Source organism: Stenotrophomonas maltophilia (genome assembly GCF_023518235.1).
In the GTDB taxonomy this organism is placed as follows: Bacteria; Pseudomonadota; Gammaproteobacteria; order Xanthomonadales; family Xanthomonadaceae; genus Stenotrophomonas.
Genome location: NZ_CP090423.1, coordinates 1981799 through 2000095 on the forward strand (window position 1 = coordinate 1981799; position 18297 = coordinate 2000095).

At 67.3% G+C, this 18297-nt stretch carries 17 protein-coding genes; 9 read left to right on the forward strand and 8 right to left on the reverse strand.

Features of this window, described 5'->3' with window-relative positions; translation table 11 throughout:
* Positions 1–86: 86 nt before the first annotated feature.
* Complete coding sequence (locus LZ605_RS09385; protein ID WP_249844594.1) at positions 87–1394, forward strand: polyhydroxyalkanoate depolymerase; 1308 nt, start codon at positions 87–89, stop codon at positions 1392–1394.
* Between the two features lie 136 nt (positions 1395–1530).
* Here the strand turns inward: LZ605_RS09385 and LZ605_RS09390 are convergent, their stop codons facing one another.
* Positions 1531–2520: a sensor domain-containing protein gene (locus LZ605_RS09390; RefSeq protein ID WP_249844595.1), complete on the reverse strand. Its 990-nt coding sequence runs from the start codon at positions 2518–2520 to the stop codon at positions 1531–1533.
* On the reverse strand, positions 2517–2882 hold the full coding sequence (locus LZ605_RS09395; protein ID WP_249844596.1) for a PadR family transcriptional regulator: 366 nt from the start codon (positions 2880–2882) through the stop codon (positions 2517–2519). The genes LZ605_RS09390 and LZ605_RS09395 overlap by 4 nt, the downstream gene beginning before the upstream one ends.
* A gap of 136 nt (positions 2883–3018) precedes the next feature.
* Here LZ605_RS09395 and LZ605_RS09400 point away from each other — a divergent pair, with 136 nt between their 5' ends.
* The gene (locus tag LZ605_RS09400; RefSeq protein ID WP_249844597.1) at positions 3019–3921 is read left to right on the forward strand and encodes a peptidylprolyl isomerase; all 903 of its coding nucleotides are present in this window, start codon (positions 3019–3021) and stop codon (positions 3919–3921) included.
* A gap of 594 nt (positions 3922–4515) precedes the next feature.
* Here the strand turns inward: LZ605_RS09400 and LZ605_RS09405 are convergent.
* A complete protein-coding gene (locus LZ605_RS09405) occupies positions 4516–5388 on the reverse strand; it encodes a DMT family transporter (protein ID WP_249844598.1) in 873 nt (290 codons plus the stop codon).
* A 115-nt stretch (positions 5389–5503) separates the two neighbouring features.
* Here LZ605_RS09405 and LZ605_RS09410 point away from each other — a divergent pair, with 115 nt between their 5' ends.
* Together LZ605_RS09410 and LZ605_RS09415 are read left to right on the forward strand one after the other, a co-directional pair.
* The gene (locus tag LZ605_RS09410; protein WP_249844599.1) at positions 5504–6448 is read left to right on the forward strand and encodes a LysR substrate-binding domain-containing protein; all 945 of its coding nucleotides are present in this window, start codon (positions 5504–5506) and stop codon (positions 6446–6448) included.
* Between the two features lie 69 nt (positions 6449–6517).
* Entirely contained in the window at positions 6518–6811 is a 294-nt protein-coding gene (locus LZ605_RS09415) for a hypothetical protein (RefSeq protein WP_107230313.1), read from the forward strand.
* Between the two features lie 77 nt (positions 6812–6888).
* Here LZ605_RS09415 and LZ605_RS09420 read toward each other — a convergent pair whose 3' ends face one another.
* Together LZ605_RS09420 and LZ605_RS09425 are read right to left on the reverse strand one after the other, a co-directional pair.
* Positions 6889–7698, reverse strand: a complete 810-nt coding sequence (locus LZ605_RS09420) for a DUF4349 domain-containing protein (protein ID WP_423172567.1) — start codon at positions 7696–7698, stop codon at positions 6889–6891.
* On the reverse strand, positions 7695–8051 hold the full coding sequence (locus LZ605_RS09425) for a GFA family protein (protein WP_249844600.1): 357 nt from the start codon (positions 8049–8051) through the stop codon (positions 7695–7697). The genes LZ605_RS09420 and LZ605_RS09425 overlap by 4 nt, the downstream gene beginning before the upstream one ends.
* A 111-nt stretch (positions 8052–8162) precedes the next feature.
* Between LZ605_RS09425 and LZ605_RS09430 the strand changes: the two genes are divergently transcribed.
* Both LZ605_RS09430 and LZ605_RS09435 read left to right on the forward strand, forming a co-directional pair.
* Positions 8163–9971: a DUF885 domain-containing protein gene (locus LZ605_RS09430; protein WP_249844601.1), complete on the forward strand. Its 1809-nt coding sequence runs from the start codon at positions 8163–8165 to the stop codon at positions 9969–9971.
* Positions 9972–10112: 141 nt separating this feature from the next.
* A complete protein-coding gene (locus LZ605_RS09435) occupies positions 10113–11111 on the forward strand; it encodes a polysaccharide lyase (protein ID WP_249844602.1) in 999 nt (332 codons plus the stop codon).
* 9 nt (positions 11112–11120) lie between these two features.
* Here LZ605_RS09435 and agp read toward each other — a convergent pair whose 3' ends face one another.
* The 3 genes from agp to LZ605_RS09450 form a co-directional block, all read right to left on the reverse strand.
* Complete coding sequence (gene agp / locus LZ605_RS09440) at positions 11121–12344, reverse strand: bifunctional glucose-1-phosphatase/inositol phosphatase (protein WP_249844603.1); 1224 nt, start codon at positions 12342–12344, stop codon at positions 11121–11123.
* A 67-nt stretch (positions 12345–12411) separates the two neighbouring features.
* Entirely contained in the window at positions 12412–14244 is a 1833-nt protein-coding gene (gene smrA, locus LZ605_RS09445; RefSeq protein WP_249844604.1) for a multidrug efflux ABC transporter SmrA, read from the reverse strand.
* 103 nt (positions 14245–14347) lie between these two features.
* On the reverse strand, positions 14348–15907 hold the full coding sequence (locus tag LZ605_RS09450) for a serine hydrolase (RefSeq protein ID WP_249844605.1): 1560 nt from the start codon (positions 15905–15907) through the stop codon (positions 14348–14350).
* A 110-nt stretch (positions 15908–16017) separates the two neighbouring features.
* Between LZ605_RS09450 and LZ605_RS09455 the strand changes: the two genes are divergently transcribed.
* The 3 genes from LZ605_RS09455 to LZ605_RS09465 are packed head-to-tail and all read left to right on the forward strand — an operon-like array spanning position 16018 to position 18258.
* Positions 16018–16461, forward strand: coding sequence for a VOC family protein (locus LZ605_RS09455; protein WP_249844606.1), 444 nt, complete (start codon positions 16018–16020; stop codon positions 16459–16461).
* Positions 16458–17276: a DUF72 domain-containing protein gene (locus LZ605_RS09460; protein ID WP_249844607.1), complete on the forward strand. Its 819-nt coding sequence runs from the start codon at positions 16458–16460 to the stop codon at positions 17274–17276. Before LZ605_RS09455 ends, LZ605_RS09460 begins: the two co-directional genes overlap by 4 nt.
* A 34-nt stretch (positions 17277–17310) precedes the next feature.
* The gene (locus LZ605_RS09465) at positions 17311–18258 is read left to right on the forward strand and encodes a DMT family transporter (RefSeq protein WP_249844608.1); all 948 of its coding nucleotides are present in this window, start codon (positions 17311–17313) and stop codon (positions 18256–18258) included.
* Positions 18259–18297: the final 39 nt, after the last annotated feature.

The following is an 18297-nucleotide window of genomic DNA, read 5'->3' on the forward strand; positions in this document are numbered from 1 at the left end:
TTCATTATTTTCAGCCAACTTAACCTGCGGGACACCCGGATGGGATATGCTGCACGGCAACATATGACCATACATATTCGGTCGTCATGCTCTACCAACTGCACGAACTGACCCGCAACCTGCTCGCCCCTTGGGTGCACCAGGCCCAGGCCAACGCCAAGTTCTTCGCCAACCCGGGCCACTGGTGGTCGCAGATGCCGGGTGCCGATCGCCTGGCCGCGGTCAACGAGTTGTTCCATCGCATCGGCAAGGATTACGAGAAGCCCGAGTGGGGCATCAACGAAATCGATGTCGACGGCGAGCGCGTGCCGATTGTCGTGCACGAAGAGGTGAGCAAGCCGTTCTGCAAGCTGCTGCGCTTCAAGCGCCACAGCAATGAAGCCGACCAGCTGCACACCATGCTCAACCAGCCGTTCGTGCTGGTGGTGGCGCCGCTGTCCGGCCACCACGCCACCCTGCTGCGCGATACCGTGCGCACGCTGCTGCGCGACCACCGTGTGTACGTGACCGACTGGGTGGACGCGCGTATGGTGCCGGCCAGCGAAGGCGAGTTCGGCCTGGACGACTACATCGCCTACATCCAGGAATTCATCCGCCATCTGGGCGTCGAACGCCTGCACGTGGTCAGCGTGTGCCAGCCGACCGTACCGGTGCTGGCTGCGGTTTCGCTGATGGCCAGCCGTGGCGAACCGACGCCGCGCACGCTGGTGATGATGGGTGGCCCGATCGATGCGCGCTGCAGCCCGACCGCAGTGAACAACCTGGCCACGCAGAACCCGCTGTCGTGGTTCGAGAACAACGTCATCCACACCGTGCCACCGAGCTATCCCGGCGCCGGTCGCCGCGTGTATCCCGGCTTCCTGCAGCATGCCGGCTTCCTGTCGATGAACCCCAGCCGCCACTTCAGTTCGCACTGGGATTTCTACACCGACCTGGTCAAGGGCGACCTGGAAGACGCCGCCGCGCATCGCCGCTTCTACGACGAATACAACGCGGTGCTGGACATGCCGGCCAAGTACTACCTGGACACCATCCGCGTGGTGTTCCAGGACTTCCTGCTGCCGCGTGGCGAGTGGGTGGTCAATGGCGAGAAGGTCGATCCGTCGGCAATCTGCGATACCGCGCTGCTGAGCATCGAAGGCGAGCTGGACGACATCGCCGGGCTCGGCCAGACCGAAGCGGCGCAGGCCCTGTGCACCGGCATTGCTGCTGACCGCCGCGAGCATTTCATCGTCGAAGGCGCCGGCCACTACGGCATCTTCAGCGGCCGTCGCTGGCGCGAAGTGGTGTACCCGAAGGTGCGCGACTTCTTCGCCGCGCACGCCGAAGCCCCGGCCGCCAAGGCCACGAAGAAGAAGAGCAACGTCACTCCGCTGCGGCGCAAGGCCGGGTAAACCGCCCTCGGTGGGGGCCGACCTTGGTCGGTACGCCCTGGTAGAAGCCAACCTTGGTTGGCGCTCTTCCACGAATCCCGGTATCTGAAGGATTGTGCCAACCAAGGTTGGCACCTATCAGAGCACCGGCTCCTGCTTACAGCCGCACCAGCAGGTTCTTGGCGATCAGCCCGTGCAGCCTGCCGATGCCGCGCGCCAGGTGCATCGTCAGCACCAGCAGCAGCGCGCCCACCGCCGCCACCGCGGTTGCCACCAGCGGCGAGGCCGCCATCGGCAGTACATTCACGTCGTTGATGTACACGCCCGGGATATCGCCACTGAAGATCGCCGCGACCGGCGCCCAGATCAGGCTCAGCGACAGCGACAGCAGCGTCACCGCGATGGTGAAGTAGATGATGCCCAACGGCAGCATCAGCACGAAGTACAGCAGGGTCAGCCAGGTGCGGCCATCGGTGAACATGTCGCCGATGCGCTGCAGCCAGGTGCGGCTGCGGTCGGTGTAACGCGGACGGCGCGGCATGCGCTCGCCCAGCAGCGCTTCCACCAGCCGCCCTTCCAGCAGCGCCAGCCCGCGCACCGAGCCGAAGAACAGCACCGTCAACGGAATGCCGATGATCAGGATCAGCAGGCCCATCGACAGTGACAGGCCGGTCACCACCCAGGTGAAGAAGAAGATGCCGGTGGCCAGCGACAGCAGCATGTAGAACAGCGCACCGTAGGTATGCGGATCGGTCACCACGCCGAAGAAGCGCGCCAGCAGCGAGCGCTGCACCGGTGCCGGCGGCGGCGCGGCCGGCTCGACGCCGCTGGCTTCGGCGGCCGCACGCAGCACCGGCCCGGTATCCGCACGCGGCGTACGCAGCGCGCGGTTCACCGTCACCTCGGTCTCGCGGTAGATCTCGGCCACTTCATCGGGCGCGCCATAGCTGCCGGCAACGTCGGCGATCACCTCGGCCTCGCTGCGGCCGGGCTGCGCCGCCAGCTCCGAGCGCAGGTATTCCTCGGCGTCGTACAGCGCGTCCTGCACCATCGCCGGATCGGCACCTTCCAGCGCCGCGCGCAGCTGCGCCAGGTACTGTGGGATGGTCGTGGGCAGGGCGCGGCCTGCCAGGCTCGGGTCGTTCATTGTGATACCCCCTCCAACACGGAATCGACGGAATCGCGGGTGGCCTGCCAGGCCTGGCGCCACTGCGCCAGCACCTGAAGGCCACGATCATTGATGCGGTAGTAGCGCCGCGGTGGCCCGCTGCTGGACGGCTCCACATGGCTTTCCAGCAGCCCGGCCCCTTCCAGGTTGCGCAGCACCGGGTACAGCGCGCTCTGCTTGCCGCTCAGCACGCCCTCGCCCACCCGCTCCAGCTCCTTGGCGATCAGGTAGCCGTACAGCGGCTCGCCGGCCCGGGCCAGCACCGCCAGCAGGGCCAGCGACACCGTTCCGGCGCTGAGCTCCTTCTGGAACTTCTTCAGGTGGACATCGTCCTCGGACATGGCCGGCCCTCCACTACGTTGAAGTGCACAGTAGTGCGAAGTTCGGTATAGCGAATGTGTCGTTAGTCACTCTGCCAGTTGGCGAGACCGCTGCGCTCGCGCAGAATCGAACCCTTGTTCATGTTCCGGGGTTCCCATGCCGCACCGCCGTTGCCTTGCCCTGACCGCCCTCGCCCTGGCCTGCCTGCTGCCCTCGTTGGCCAACGCGGCCACGCCCTACCGCAGCCCGCAACAGATCCTCGATGCGTCGGCGGCCAGTGACTGGCGTACGCCGGACCCGGCCAACCTGCTGTACATGGACCTGCCGGCCGGGCGGGTGATCATCGAGCTGGCACCGCAGTTCGCCCCGCGCCATGTGGCCAACATCCAGACCTTCGCCCACGAGCATTTCTGGGACGGCACCAGCATCTACCGCTCGCAGGACAATTTCGTGGTGCAGTTCGGCGACGCTGACGCCGATGACGCGGCCAAGGCCAGGCCGTTCGGCAGCGCCGCACGCAAGCTGCCGGCCGAGTTCGAACGCGCCAGCACCGTCCTGAAGGTGAGCGTGCTGCCCGATCGTGATGGCTGGGCGGCACAGACCGGGTTCGTCGACGGCTTCCCGGTCGGCCAGGACCCGCAGGCCGGCAAGGCCTGGCTGGCGCACTGCTACGGCATGCTGGGGGCGGGCCGCAACAACGAGGAAGACAGCAGCATCGGTGCCGAACTGTACGTGGTGACCGGGCAGTCACCGCGCCAGCTGGACCGCAACATCACCCTGGTCGGCCGCGTGCTGAAGGGCATGGAGCTGCTCAGTGCGATCCCGCGGGGGCCGGCGCCGATGGGCTTCTACGCCGATGCGAAGCTGCGCACGCCGATCGTGTCCATCCGCCGCGCCAGTGACGTGCCGGCGGCCGAGCGCACGCCGATCCAGGTGCTGCGTACCGATTCGAAGACCTTCGCCGATACGGTGGAGGCGCGGCGCAATCGCGTGGATGATTTCTACAAGCGCCCGGCGGGGCATATCGATCTCTGCAATATTCCGGTGCCGGTGAAGTAACGCCGTCGCGGCTTCTGCGCGTGGCGCGTGCTCAAGGCGTTTCATCGTTCATGGGCGTCACTTTTCTTTTCGCGCGAAAAGAAAAGTAACCAAAAGAAACGCGCCGCCAGGTCGCGAACCGCCGTGCTTCGCACGTCGGTCCCCTGCGCTTCTCGGCGAATCAGGGGACGGTGCCGAACTCGCTGCGCTCAGACATCGGCACCTCTTCGCCCCTGATTCCCCTGCGATGCTCGGCCCGCTCAAGGCGGATCCAAGATCAAGAGCCACAGCTGCACGACGATGTTTGGTAGTGCCGGGCCGAGCCCGGCGAGCGAAGCGACCGCTTCTGCCCTTGATCCTGGATCCGCCTTGAGCGAGCCGAGCACAGCAGGTCCGGCGAGGGCGAAGAGGCGCGGGTGTTTGAGCGCAGCGAGTTCCCGCGCCGTCCCTCGACGTGCCGAGGAGCGCAGGGTACCGGTGCGCAGCACCGGCTCGCGACCTGGCGGCGTGTTTCTTTGGTTACTTTCTTTGCACGAGCAAAGAAAGTGACACCTCTCCGCAGGCGCGGAAAAGACCTGCCGGGCAGCGCCCGGCACTACCAGCGCTTCGGCACCCTCAGCCCTTCTGGCTCACCGCCACGCTACCCAGGATCAACGCACCGGCAATCAACATCTGCACCGTCACCGCCTCGCCCAGGAACAACCACGCAAACGCCGCGCCGAACAGCGGAATCAAGTAGGTCACCGTCGAGGCGCGCGATGGGCCGATACGGCCGATCAGCCGGTAGAACATCAGGAACGCCAGGCCGGTGCAGGCCACGCCCAGTGCGATCGCCGCGCCCCACGCCTTCAGCGGAATCGCCGCCTGCGGCCAGTGCGTCACCGCCATCGGCAGCATCCACAGCGAGGCGCACGACAGCGTGGCCGCCGCCGCCGCTGCCGAGGGCAGGCCGGTCATATGGCGCTTCACCAGGTTCACGCCCAGCCCGTACAGCAGCGACGCCGCTGCACCCGCGATCACGGCAGTACCGATGCTCAAGCCGGAAACCTTGGCCGTAGCCAGCACCACCACGCCAGCGAAGCCGACCAGCAAAGCGCCGGCGCGGCGCATGCCGATCTTCTCGCCGAAAAACAGGAAGGCGATCAGCGCGGCGAACAGCACGGTCATCGCATTGCAGATCGCGCCGATCGCCGCCGGTGCCTGCTCCGCCGCATAGGCAAACAGCACGAACGGCAGCGCCGAGTTGATCAGGCCGATCGGTGCCAGCCACAGCCATCGCCGCGGCAGGAACTGCGCGCGCGCGCGCCACAGGAACGGCAGCAGCACCAGCGCGCCCAGTACCAAACGGAGTTCAACCAGCGCGAACGGGCCGAACGACGGCACCGCCACCCGCATGAACAGGAACGAGCAGCCCCAGATGGCGCCCAGCAGGGTCAGTTCCAGCGGTGTGCGCCAGTCGCGCTCGGCCGCCTGTGGGACCGCATTCATGCCCTGCCTCCGTCCATCGTCGAATCCTCGTCAAGGCACACAGGATCGTGCGGGGACGCCCGCCGTACAAGCGCGTAGTATCGCTGCCAGCCACAAATCTGGCTTGAGGCTCGACATGCAGCTACGCCCCTCCCTGCTCCCCGCGCTGGCCGTGTTCGCGGTCGCCGCCCGCCACCAGAACCTTGCCCAGGCCGCGCAGGAACTGCACCTGACCGCCAGCGCCGTCAGCCACCACGTGCGGCGCCTGGAAGAAGTGCTGGAAACGCGCCTGTTCCTGCGCCATGCCCGCGGCGTGCGCCTGACCGCCGAAGGCCGGCAGCTGGCCGATGCCGCCAGCGCGGCCTTCAGCGATGTCGCGGCCGTGGCCCATCACCTGCATCCGGATGCAGACAGCGTGCCGCTGCGGATCACCACGCTGCGCTCGCTCTCCTACTGCTGGCTGCTGCCGCGGCTGCCGCGCTTCACCCAGGCACATCCGCACATCCGCATCGAGCTGCACACCGGCAGCGGGCTCGATCGCTACGACGACAATGGGCCGGAGGTCGGCATCCGCTACGGTCTGGGACAGTGGCCGGGCCTGCATGCGCAGCACCTGATGGACGACTACCTGTTCCCGGTCGCCTCGCCTGCGCTGGCCGGGGTCGAATCGCTGGACGATCCGGCCCGCATCGCCGACCTGCCGCTGCTGACCGACCTGTCGCCGCAAGGCTGGCGCGACTGGTTCCGCCATGCCGGCGTGCGCCCGCCCTCACCCTTGCCGCCGATGCACACCTTCGCCGACAGCACCGATGCGATGCGTGCAGCGGTATATGGCATGGGGGCGGTACTGGCACGCACCCACATCGCCCAGCCCTACCTGCAGCGCTACGAAGTGGTGCGCCTGCCAGGACCTGCGTTGAAGGCGCGCTATGCCTATTACGTGGTGCATGCCGAAGCACAGCCACCCAGCCCGGCAGCACGCCTGTTCATCGACTGGTTGCTGGAGCAGGCCCAGGACGAGCGCACGCCGATTCCCGCGCTGCCGGACAGCCTGTTGGGGCGCCCGGCCACGCGCGGCTGACTGCGCCCTCACCCGTTCTTTGCTTCGCGCTGGCTAGGCTGCAGTCGAACCCTTCCACGTGCCCCTGACATGAGCCTGCTGCGACTGCGCATCACCGGAACCGAAGACGACGCCCGCGCCATCAGCGATCTGCTGCTCGGCCTGGAGGGCATCGAGCACGTCGAGGAAACCGACGACCTGATGCCACACATGGACGATGACGATTCCAGTTCGGCCGGGCTGTCCGATGATATCGGCCCCGGCATCCACGAACTGGAAGTGGAAGTCGGCAACGAGAGCACCGCGCAGAAGGTGCGCGATGCGGTGCAGGAGCTCGCGTTGGAGCTGGATGTGTTCGTCGAGTACGAAACCGACGAAGGATGAGTGTCCGCCGGGCATGGCCCGGCGCTACGTTCTGCAGATTCCGATAGCGCCGGGCCATGCCCGGCGACCGTGCGCGATTACGTCGCGCGACGGCGGCGACGCCACCAGGCACGCACGCCCCATCCTGCGATCAGGGCCAGCACCGCCACCGGCAACAAGGCGGCCGCGGCACGGATCAGGAACGCCACGCTGGTGCTGAGGATGCTGCCTGACTCGCTCAGCGCCTCGCCGATCTCGCTGCGGCTGCGCTGGCCCGAGGTGGTGGCAAAGTGCAGCGTCACCAGCTGGGTATCGATACGCCGGCGCTGCTGCGCCGAATCCTTGTTGGCCTGCTCGACACCGGCCTCGATCTCCGACAGGCGCGTGGTGATCGCCATCAGGTCCTCGATCTTCAGGTCCTTGCGGTCCTGGTAGGAGAGCAACCGTGCGTGCTCCTTCTCAAGCCGCGCCTTGGTCAACGCAGTGTCGGCCACCTGCTGGGCGAGGTCTTCAGCGCGCGTGTTGCGCGACTGCAGCGTGCCGCCGTCACCGGCCAGCGCGATCAACGGCTCGGTGCCCTTCGGGGCGATGCGCACCTTGACCTCGCCGCTGGGCTGATCGCCACTGCGCTGGTCGACCTGCAGCACTGCACAATCACCGAACTTCGCATTCTGGCAGGCCTGAGCGACCTGCTGGATGCGTGGAGCGATCTGCGCGGCGTCCAGCTGGATCTGCACGTCATGTTCGTAGGCCAGGAACGCGCCGTCCGGAGAGGCAATGGCCGCTTCGGCGGCCACCGCGCCGGTATCGGAACTGGCCGCCCGATCGCCGCTCTGGGCACAGGCCGCCAGCGCCAGCAGCAGCGTCGGCGTCACCACCACGCGCGTCCACGCGCCGGTCCGGCTCACAGTGCCGCTCCGTCGTAGGAGGTCACCGTAAGCGCTGCCAGATCCACCGCCGGCACGCAGCGCACGTTCACCGCCACCATCGTCGTGCCGGTGCGCGGATCCACCGCTTCGCTGTAGGGGGCGATGCCGCATTCGCGGCAATGGTGGTGGTCGATGTGGGCCTTGTTGAAGTGGTAGGTGGCCACGTCCGCCGGATCGGTGGCCAGCTGGAACGCCTCGCGCGGGGCGAACCACAGCAGGCTGCCGCGGCGGCGGCACATCGAGCAGTTGCAGTCGATCACATCGCTGATCGGTGCCTGTGCTTCCACGGTGAATGCGATCCTGCCGCAATGGCAGCTTCCCTGGTAATGCATGTCCTGCGCTCCGCTGGAGGGTCCTTGTGCCGCTCATGGTAATCCTATGGCACGGGGACAAAGCAGCTCCGGGGCCCTATGCTCGGGGTTTGACCCTGCACAGGAACGCCGATGCGCCCGCATCTTCTTGCCCTCGCCCTGGTGGCCGCCCTGGCTGGCTGCCAGCCGACCGACGCCCCGACCAACGCCGCCACCCCGGCCGCCGGCCAGCAGGCGGCGGATGCGGCAGCCGATGCTGCCTTCGCCGACCTGTCCAAGCGTGCCCTGGACACCTGGATGCAGCTGTCGCCGGTCAGCGCCACCCAGATCGGCGACCACCGCTACGACAGTGAACTGGACGACCTGAGCGCCGCCGGCCAGCAGAAGACCGTGGCCGCCTACAAGGCGCTGCTCGGCGAGCTGGACAAAATCGAGGTGGACAAGCTGGGCCGCGAGAACCAGGTGGACGCGGCGATCCTGCGCAACCAGCTGCAGTCGGAAATCTGGAACGCCGAAGTGCTGCAGTCCGGCAAGTGGGACCCGCAGCTGTACAACGGCATCGCCGGCAGCGCGATCTACGGCCTGATGGCGCGCGAATTCGCGCCGCTGCCGGAGCGCCTGAAGTCGGCTACCGCGCGCATGGAAAAGCTGCCGGCGATCTTCGCCCAGGCCCGCGAGAACCTGGACCCGGCCCGCGTGCCGAAGATCCACGCCGAGACCGTTGCCAAGCAGAACAAGGGCATCCTCAGCATCGTCGATACCTTCATCACCCCGCACATCGGCGAACTGCCGCAGGCCGACCAGCAGCGCCTGCAGGCCGCCATCGACGGCCTGAAGAAGGCGGTGGATGAGCAGCAGACCTGGCTGGACAAGACCCTGGTGCCGAACGCCAAGGGTGATTTCCGCATCGGTGCGGAAAAGTACGACCAGAAGCTGAAGTTCGCGCTGAGCTCCTCGCTGTCGCGCCAGGAGATCGGTGAGCGTGCACGCGCCGAACTCAAGCGTGTGCGCGAAGACATGTACGGCATCGCGCAGACCGTGCTGAAGGACAAGCCGGGTGCGCCGGAGATGCCGGCCCAGCCGACCGACGAGCAGCAGCAGAAGGCAATCGAAGCGGCGCTGGAGCTGGCCTACGCCGACAAGCCGGCGCGCGACAAGGTGGTCGACGATGCCAAGGCCGCGCTGGAGCAGTCCACCGCGTTCGTGCGCGAGCACGACCTGATGACCCTGCCCGATGCGCCGGTGGACATCATCCTGATGCCGGAATTCCAGCGCGGCGTGGCCGTGGCGTACTGCGATTCGCCGGGCCCGCTGGACAAGAACCTGAAGACCTTCTACGCCGTGTCGCCGATTCCGGACGACTGGAACGACAAGCAGGTCGATTCGTTCCTGCGTGAGTACAACTCGCGCATGATCCACCTGCTCAGCATCCACGAAGGCACCCCGGGCCATTACCTGGAAGGCTGGCATTCGGCCAAGTTCCCTTCCACCCTGCGTGCGGTGCTGCGTTCGGGCCTGTTCGCCGAAGGCTGGGCGGTCTACACCGAGCGCATGATGCAGGAGCAGGGTTACCTCAACAACGATCCGCTGTTCCACCTGGTGCAGCTGAAGTTCTACCTGCGCACCATCTCCAACGCGATCCTCGACCAGGGCGTGCACGTGGACAACTGGGATCGCGAGAAGGCGATGCACCTGATGACCCACGACGCGTTCCAGCAGGAAAGCGAGGCGGCCGGCAAGTGGGTACGTGCACAGCTGACGTCGGCGCAGCTGCCGACCTACTTCGTCGGTGCGCAGGAACACTTCGACACCCGCAAGGCGGTGCAGGAAAAGCTGGGCGACAAGTTCAACCTGAAGGCGTACCACGATCAGGTGCTGTCCTACGGCGCGCCGCCGGTGCGCTTCGCCCGCCAGCTGATGTTGGACCAGCCGATCGAGTGATCGGGGATGTAGGTTGGAATCGGAACGGCCCGGGGAGACCCGGGCCGTTTCTGCATGCGGTGGCAGGAGCCGCGCCTGCATCACGCACCGGCAACATGCACGGGCGCATCGTTCGCCGGGTTCCCCCTTCCACGGGCCTCCATGTCTCTCCCCCTGTTCCGTCTTGCACTGCTGCCCACGCTGCTGGCCAGCGCCTGTGCCTTCGCCACCTGCCCTCCACCACCGCCCGGCCAGCCCGACATCCGCGCCCTGGGCTACTACACCGACAAGGCCGGCTCGGTGATCGACCCGGCGCTTCAACAGCAGAATCATGACGCCACCGCGTCGCTGGACCGCTATGCCGCCGACGTGGCGCGCATGAGTGACGACTACCTGCGCGATGGTGATCGCGCCGCTGCGCAGTGCACGCTGGCCTGGCTCGGCGCTTGGGCGAAGGACGGCGCGATGTTCGGTCAGATGATCCGGGTCAACAACGACCAGTCGTTCTACATGCGGCAGTGGATGCTCGATGCGGTGGCCATGGCCTACCTGAAAGTGCATGACCAGGCCGACCCGCAGCAGCGCGCGCGCATCGATCCGTGGCTGCAGCAGCTGGCACGCGCCAATCTGACCTACTGGGACAACCCGAAACGGCGCCGCAACAACCACTACTACTGGGGCGGTCTGGGCGTGCTGGCCACCGGCCTGGCCACCGATGACCCGGCCCTGTGGCAGGCCGGTCATGCCGCCTTCCAGAAGGGCGTCGATGACATCCAGGACGATGGCAGCCTGCCGCTGGAAATGGCGCGCGGGCAGCGTACCCTGCACTATCACGACTACGCGCTGGCGCCGCTGGTGATGATGGCCGAGCTGGCGCGGCTGCGCGGCCAGGACTGGTACGCCAGCCGCGACCACGCCATCGATCGCCTGGCGCGACGCGTCATCGAGGGCAGCAAGGACCCGGCGTGGTTCAACCAGCAGACCGGCGTGGCACAGCTGCCGCTGCAGGCCAGCGGCTGGGTCGAGTTCTATCGACTGCGCTCGCCCGATGGCGGCCTGTTCGAAGCCGCACACGCACGTGGGCCATTCCACTCGCCGCGATTGGGCGGCGACCTGACCCTGATGGCCACGCACGGCATCGTGCGCGCGCCCCTACGCTAGTCGCGCACCTCAGCGGGCCGCCGGTTGCAGCAGGCGCTGGAATTCCGCGGCGGTGCAGCCCTGCGCCGCGCAGCCCGGCACCCGCAACGCAACACGGCCCGGCGGCTGCGCCTCGGTCAGCGGCTGTGCGTCACGCAGCTGTACGGTGGTCGGGTAGACGTAGGCCAGGCGGATCCGCTCCCTGCCGCTGCGGCGGTCACGCCAGCGCTCGAACTGCAGCAGGCCACCGATCGGCGTCTTCTCGTACTGATCTGGCAGTGTGTAGTCGGTGATGCCCAGCGCCGCCAGCACCGAGCCGATGTTGGAGTCATGACCGACCAGCAGGGCCACCTTCGGTGACGCCGGATCGTTCAACAGCGTGCCTACCTGCTCCAACAGTGGCGCGGCCACATCACGCGCCAGCCCGGGTGTGCCGAACAGGATGTCCTGGTAGCGATTGCGGATCTGCGCCAACGCCTGCCATTGGCCCTCGGTGTTCAACCGGCCCCAGCCTTCGGCGGCGGCGTCGCGTGCCTCGTAGTGCTCCATCAGCAGCGCGTCGACCACGCCACTTGCCAGCGCCAGCGATCCGGTCGCGCGCGGCTCCTTGCCCGCTTCCGCAGTGAAGGTGGTATCGGTCAGGGTCAGATGGCAGTCGCTGCGGTCAGCACAGGCCGCCGACTGCGGGTAGCGTGTAACCGCCTCCACCACCGCCAGTGCCGGCGCCAGGTCCGCCTCGGTCAATGCCTGCCGCATCGATGACAGCGCGCGCTCGCGATAGGCCACATCATCGCGATGGATCACCGGATTGAACAGCGGGTCCATCGTGCCCAGCGGCATGCGCTGCTCGATTGCCACGTGGCACCCCGGGAAGGCACCGGCAACGAAGAACTGTGCGGTGGCCTGGGTGCGTTGCAGGCTGTTGGCATGGGCGTGGAGATCGCCCGGTTGCGGGCATCCCGACAGCGGCAGCAACTGCGTCTGGCGCAGCCACTGGCCGACGTAGCGGCCCATGTAGACCTCCAGCACGCCGCCCTTGGTGGTCAGCTCGCCCGCACCCACGTCCCAGCGCGGCCAGGTTTCAGGGGTCGCGTTGGCGAGCGCGCCGGAGGCCACCACCGGCGCGCGCAGGTTGTGGCGGCTGAGCAGGATCACCTGTTCAAGCTGCTCGTCGGCCGCAGGAGCGGCCATTGCGGTCGCAGCACTCGGGCCCAGCGCGAGCGCCAGCAGCAGGAGGCGGAGGGGGAGGATCATGCAGCTCTCCAGAATCACGCGGGGGTCAGAGCCCTTTGCTTCGGAAAGGGATCCGACCCCGAAGCGGTCATTGATCGGCGGCGACAAAACCACCGGTCTGCCGCGCCCACAACCGCGCATACAGCCCACCGGCCGCAATCAGCTCGGCGTGGCTGCCGGTCTCGACGATGCGGCCCTGGTCCATCACCACCAGCCGGTCCATGCGCGCGATGGTCGACAGCCGGTGCGCGATCGCGATCACCGTCTTGCCGCCCATCAGTTCGTCCAGACTGTCCTGGATCGCCGCTTCAACTTCCGAGTCCAGCGCCGAGGTCGCCTCGTCCAGCACGAGGATCGGGGCATCCTTCAGCAGCACGCGGGCAATGGCGATGCGCTGGCGCTGGCCACCGGAAAGCTTCACGCCGCGCTCGCCGACATGCGCGTCGTAGCCGCGACGGCCCTGCCCGTCCACCAGTGTGTCGATGAAGCTGGCCGCGCGCGCCTTGGCCACCGCCGCGTGCAGTTGTTCGTCGCTGGCATCCGGGCGGCCATACAGCAGGTTGTCGCGGATCGAGCGATGCAGCAGCGAGGTGTCCTGGGTGACCACGCCGATCTGCTGGCGCAGGCTCTCCTGGGTGACATAGGCAATGTCCTGGCCGTCGATCAGGATGCGGCCGCTCTCCAGGTCGTACAGGCGCAACAGCACGTTGACCAGGGTCGACTTGCCGGCGCCGGAAGGGCCGACCAGGCCGATCTTTTCACCCGGCTTGACCACCAGGTCCAGACCGGCGATCACGCCGCCCTTCTTGCCGTAGTGGAAGTGGATGTCCTGGAAGTGCACGCCGCCGCGGGTCACCTGCAGCGGCACTGCATCGTCGCGGTCCTGCACGGTCAGCGGCTGGGCGATGGTAGTGATGCCATCCTGCACCGTACCGATGTCCTCGAAGATGCCGTTGATGGTCCACATGATCCAGCCGGACATGTTGTGGATGCGGATCACCAGGCCGGTGGCCAGGGTGATCGCGCCGACCGTGATGTGGCCACCGTTCCACAGCCACAGCGCCAGCCCGCAGGTCCCGGCGACCAGGAAACCGTTGACGATGGCGATGGTCAGGTCCATGCCGGTGGTGATGCGGGTCTGCGCGCGGTGCTTGACCGCCAGTTCCTGGATCGACTCGGCCACGTAGGCCTGCTCACGTCCACCATGGGCGAACAGCTTCAACGTCGGGATGTTGGTGTAGCCATCGACGATGCGGCCCATGGCCTTGGAACGCGCCTCGGAGGCGATCCACGCCCGCTCCTTCGCGCGCGGCACGAAGTAGAACAGGATCACCGCATAGGCCAGCAGCCACAGGATCAGCGGCACCATCAGCCGCCAGTCGGCCTGCGCGAACAGGTACAGCGCGGTGCCGGTGTAGACCACGATGTACCAGAGCGAATCAACCATCTGCACCGCCGATTCGCGCAGCGAGGTACCGGTCTGCATCACCCGGTTGGCCACGCTGCCGGCGAAGTCGTTCTGGAAGAAGCTCAGGCTCTGCCGCACCACGTAGTTGTGCATCAGCCAGCGCGAGCGGTTGCTCAGGCCGGGCACGATGGCCTGGTTGACCAGCAGGTTGTGCAGGCCGACCAGGATCGGCCGCGCGATGACGGTGATGAACAGCATCCAGCCCAGTTCATTGGCGTGGCGCTTGAAGAAGTCGGCACCCGGCCGTTCGGCGACCATGTCGACGATGCGGCCCAGGTAATCGAACATCGCCACTTCCACCAGCGCCAGCAGCAGGCCGGCGATCAGCGTGGCCAGCAGCACCGGCCACACCGGGCGCAGGTAGTGCAGGTAGAACGGAAACACCTTGCGCGGTGGCATGCGCCCGTCCACGGGCGGGAACACCGGAATCAGGGATTCAAACCAACGGAACATCGCATTCCCTCGCCATCAATAGCCGGCGAAGTATCCCACGCCGGATGTGTACGCCGGCCGACGATACCCGGCTTCCGGTAGCGCCGGGCCACGCCCGGCGGCGTCATTTCACCGGGGTGAACAGCAGGTCCTGGAAATCGAAGCTGAAATCGGTCAGGTCGGAAATCGGCTGCATGCGCACCTCGCGCACCTTGCCGTCCGGGTCCAGGCTGAAGTTCACGAACGCATCGGCGTTGAGCGAGCGGTCATCCCAGCGCACGATGAAGGTGTCGTGCTGCCAGTGCTCCAGGCGCCCACTCAGCTGCGCGGTCCTGGCAAAGCGCAGACGCAGGCCCTTGCCGTCGCCGTTGACCTGCATGTCGCCGTACCAGCGGTCACGGAAGGTCCCGGTATAGCCTGCCAGCGCCAGCGATGGCCGGCTGCCCTTGTCGCGTGCGCTCTGATGCTTGGCCCACGCCTCGTCAGCCTTGTCCTGGCCCTTGGCCACCGCCTTGGCATAGGCATCCACCCAGTCATGCGTTTCACCGCCCAGGTAGGCATCGAGCACGCTCAGGGTGATCGCGTTGAACGCCGCGCCCACCTCCTGGTTGGTCAGCACCACCACGCCCAGCTTCTCGCCCGGCACCAGGGTCAGCCGCGAGACCATGCCCGGCCAACCGCCGGTGTGCCAGACCAGCTTCTGCCCGCGATAGTCGCTCAGGCTCCAGCCTTCGCCGTAGCCTGCGAAATTGGCCCGTGCCGGCGCCAGTTCCGGCACGCTCGGCGCCGGGATCGACTGCGGCGTGATCATCCGCCACATCTGCTGCTGGCTCTTCTCGGAGAACAGCGGTGTGCCATCGGCCAGCTTGCCTTCGGCCAGCTGCACCTGCATCCAGCGCGCCATGTCGTGTGCGCTGGAATAGATGCCACCGGCACCGGCATTGTTCGACCAGGTCAGCGGCGCGACGGTGCGCAGGTCCTTGAAATCGTACTTGGCGTGGCCGACGGCAGCCTTGTCGCCTGGCTTGAGGTGGTCGGCGTTGTAGCGCGTCCCGGCCATGCCCACCTTGTCGAAGATGCGGGTCTGCAGGAACTGCTGGTAGCTCATGCCGGAGACGTGCTCGATCACCTGCTGGGCGACCGCGTAAAGGATGTTGTCGTAGGCGTAGCTCTCGCGGAAACCGCCCTTCAGCGGCACCCTGCCCAGCCGCTCCACCACTTCGGCATTGCTGTAGGACGTGGTCGGCCAGAACAGCAGGTCGCCGGCGCCCAGGCTCAGTCCGCTGCGATGCGAGAGCAGGTCGCGGATGGTCATCTGCCCGGTCACGAACGGGTCGGACATGCGGAACGACGGCAGGTGATCGATCACCTTGTCGTCCATCTTCAGCTTGCCGTCCTCGGCCAGCAGATTCAGCGAGGTGGCGGTGAACGCCTTGGTATTGGAGGCGATGGCGAACAGCGTGTCGGCCTGAACCGGCTCCTGCCTGCCCAGCTCGCGCACGCCCCAGCCACGTTCCAGCACCACCTGGCCATCCTTGACCACGGCCACGGCGATGCCGGGCACGTCGAACTGCGCGCGCACGCGCTCGACCGTCGCATCCAGATCCTGCAGCGGCGCCGGGGTCGACGCGCTCGCCATGGTCGTGCACGCCAGCAGCACGGCTCCTCCAATCCAGGTCTTCATCCAGCACCATCTCCGAACAGGGGTCGCGGCCATGTGCAGGCCGTCACCGGGGTTTCGCGCGATGGTAACGGTCCCCGGCCGATCCTGCCCTGTGCCATAGGAGGGGTGTCATGGGCGGGAACGGCCAACCGAGCAATGGATCCACCATCATTCCGTGCCTGCGTTACCGCGACGCGCTGGCCGCCATCGACTGGCTGCAACGCGCGTTCGGCTTTCATGCGCAGGCGGTGTATGCCGATGGCGATACCGTATTCCATGCGCAGCTGACCTTCGGCAACGGCATGATCATGCTCGGCTCGGCCGGCAACCAGAGCGCGTGGAGCGAACACACCGCCCTGCCCGACGAGGTCGGCGGCCGCCAGACCCAGAGTGCCTGCGTGATCGTCAGCGATGCCGATGCGCACTATGCGCGGGCCAAGGCGGCCGGAGCGCGCATCGTCATCGACATCGCCGACCAGGACTACGGCGGCCGCGGCTATGCCTGCGCCGACCCGGAAGGCTACCTGTGGTGGTTCGGCAGCTACGACCCGTGGCGCACGGACCACGGCCAGTGAGCGCCGGCGCCATCCGCTGCGGCATCGGTGGCTGGGTGTTTCCACAATGGCGGGGCGGCGTGTTCTATCCCGCCGGCCTGCCCCAGCGTGAAGAACTGGCACATGCCAGCCGTGCACTGCGCTGCATCGAGATCAACGGCACCTTCTATCGCACGCCCACGCCCGGCCAGTGCGCGCAATGGGCGGTACAGACGCCGGACGGCTTCCGCTTCGCGATGAAGGCGCCGCGTTACCTGGTGCAGCGCCGGGACCTGTCCAGTACGGTGGAGGCCGCGGCCCCCTTCCTGCAGGCCGCGCTCGCGCTCGGCGATCGGCTGGGCCCGCTGCTGTGGCAGTTCGATCCACGCCATCCGGCCGATGCGGCCATGCTGGCGGCGCTGATGGCGCAGCTGCCCAAGCAGCTGGAGGGCGTGCCGCTGCAACACGCTCTGGAAGTCCGCAACGCCGAGGCGCACGGCCCGGCACTGGTGGCCGCTGCACGCACGCATGGCGTGGCGCTGGTGATCGAGGACAGCGACGAGGCACCACTGCACGGCGATGTCAGCGCCGGCTTCGTCTACGCGCGGATCAAGCGCAGCCAGGCGCGCTTGAACGAGGGTCTGCCGGCGAGCGTGCAACAGCGCTGGAGCGAACGCGCCCGGCGCTGGTCGCGCGGTGAGCCGGTGGATGACCTGCCGTGCCTGGCCGGGCCTGCCACGAAAGCACCTCGCGAGGTCTACCTGCTGTGCATCGGCGCGGGCAAGGTACGCAATCCGGCGGCGGCGATGGCGCTGCAGCGGCGGGCCGCAGAAACCAGCCATCCGACCCGCGGATAGCGCCGCGGACGACGGCTTGCCGCACAATAGGCGGATGAGCACACCCGACACCCGCAAAGCGCTGTGGCAGATCCACTTCTGTGTCCTGCTGTGGGGCGTCACCGCCATCCTCGGCAAGCTGATCACCCTGCCCGCGCTGCCGCTGGTGTGGTGGCGCATGCTGCTGGTGACGGCGATGCTGGCCCTGCTGCCGCGGGTCTGGCGCGGGCTGCGCACCCTGCCTCTGCGCGTGGTGGCCGGCTACGTTGGCATCGGCGCGCTGGTCGCCCTGCACTGGCTGACCTTCTATGGCGCGGTGAAACTGGCCAATGCGTCCGTGGCCGCCACCTGCATCGCACTGGCGCCGGTGTTCACCTCGATCATCGAACCGTGGGTGGCCAAGCGGCCGTTCCAGCTGCGTGAGCTGGCCTTCGGCCTGGCCGTGCTGCCCGGCGTCGCGCTGGTGGTCGGTGGCGTACCCGATGGCATGCGGCTGGGCGTGCTGGTCGGCGCGGTGTCAGCGTTGCTGGTGGCCGTGTTCGGCTCGCTCAACAAGCGCATGGTCAGCCATGCCGACCCACTCACCGTCACCGCGCTGGAACTGGGCGCCGGCACGCTTACGCTGACTCTGCTGGCACCGCTGATGCCGTACCTGCTGCCGGCACTGGCCAGCCCGTTGTGGGTGGTGCCGGACCTGCATGACGGCCTCCTGTTGCTGGTGCTGGCCGGCTTCTGCACGCTGCTGCCCTTCGCCCTGGCCCTGGTCGCACTGCGCCATCTCAGCGCCTACACGGTGCAGCTGGTGACCAACCTGGAACCGGTCTACGCCGTGCTGCTGGCGGTGGTGCTGCTGCGCGAGCAGCACGAGGTCACACCGTGGTTCTACCTGGGCGTGGCGATCATCGTCGGCGCGGTGTTCCTGCACCCACTGCTGAACCGCCGCAAGCCGGTACAGCATCCAGAGATCCTCGGCACGGCCGAGGCGCGCAACATCGCCGATTGAGTGCATCCACGCAGGGCGTGGATCTACCGGAGCCGAATC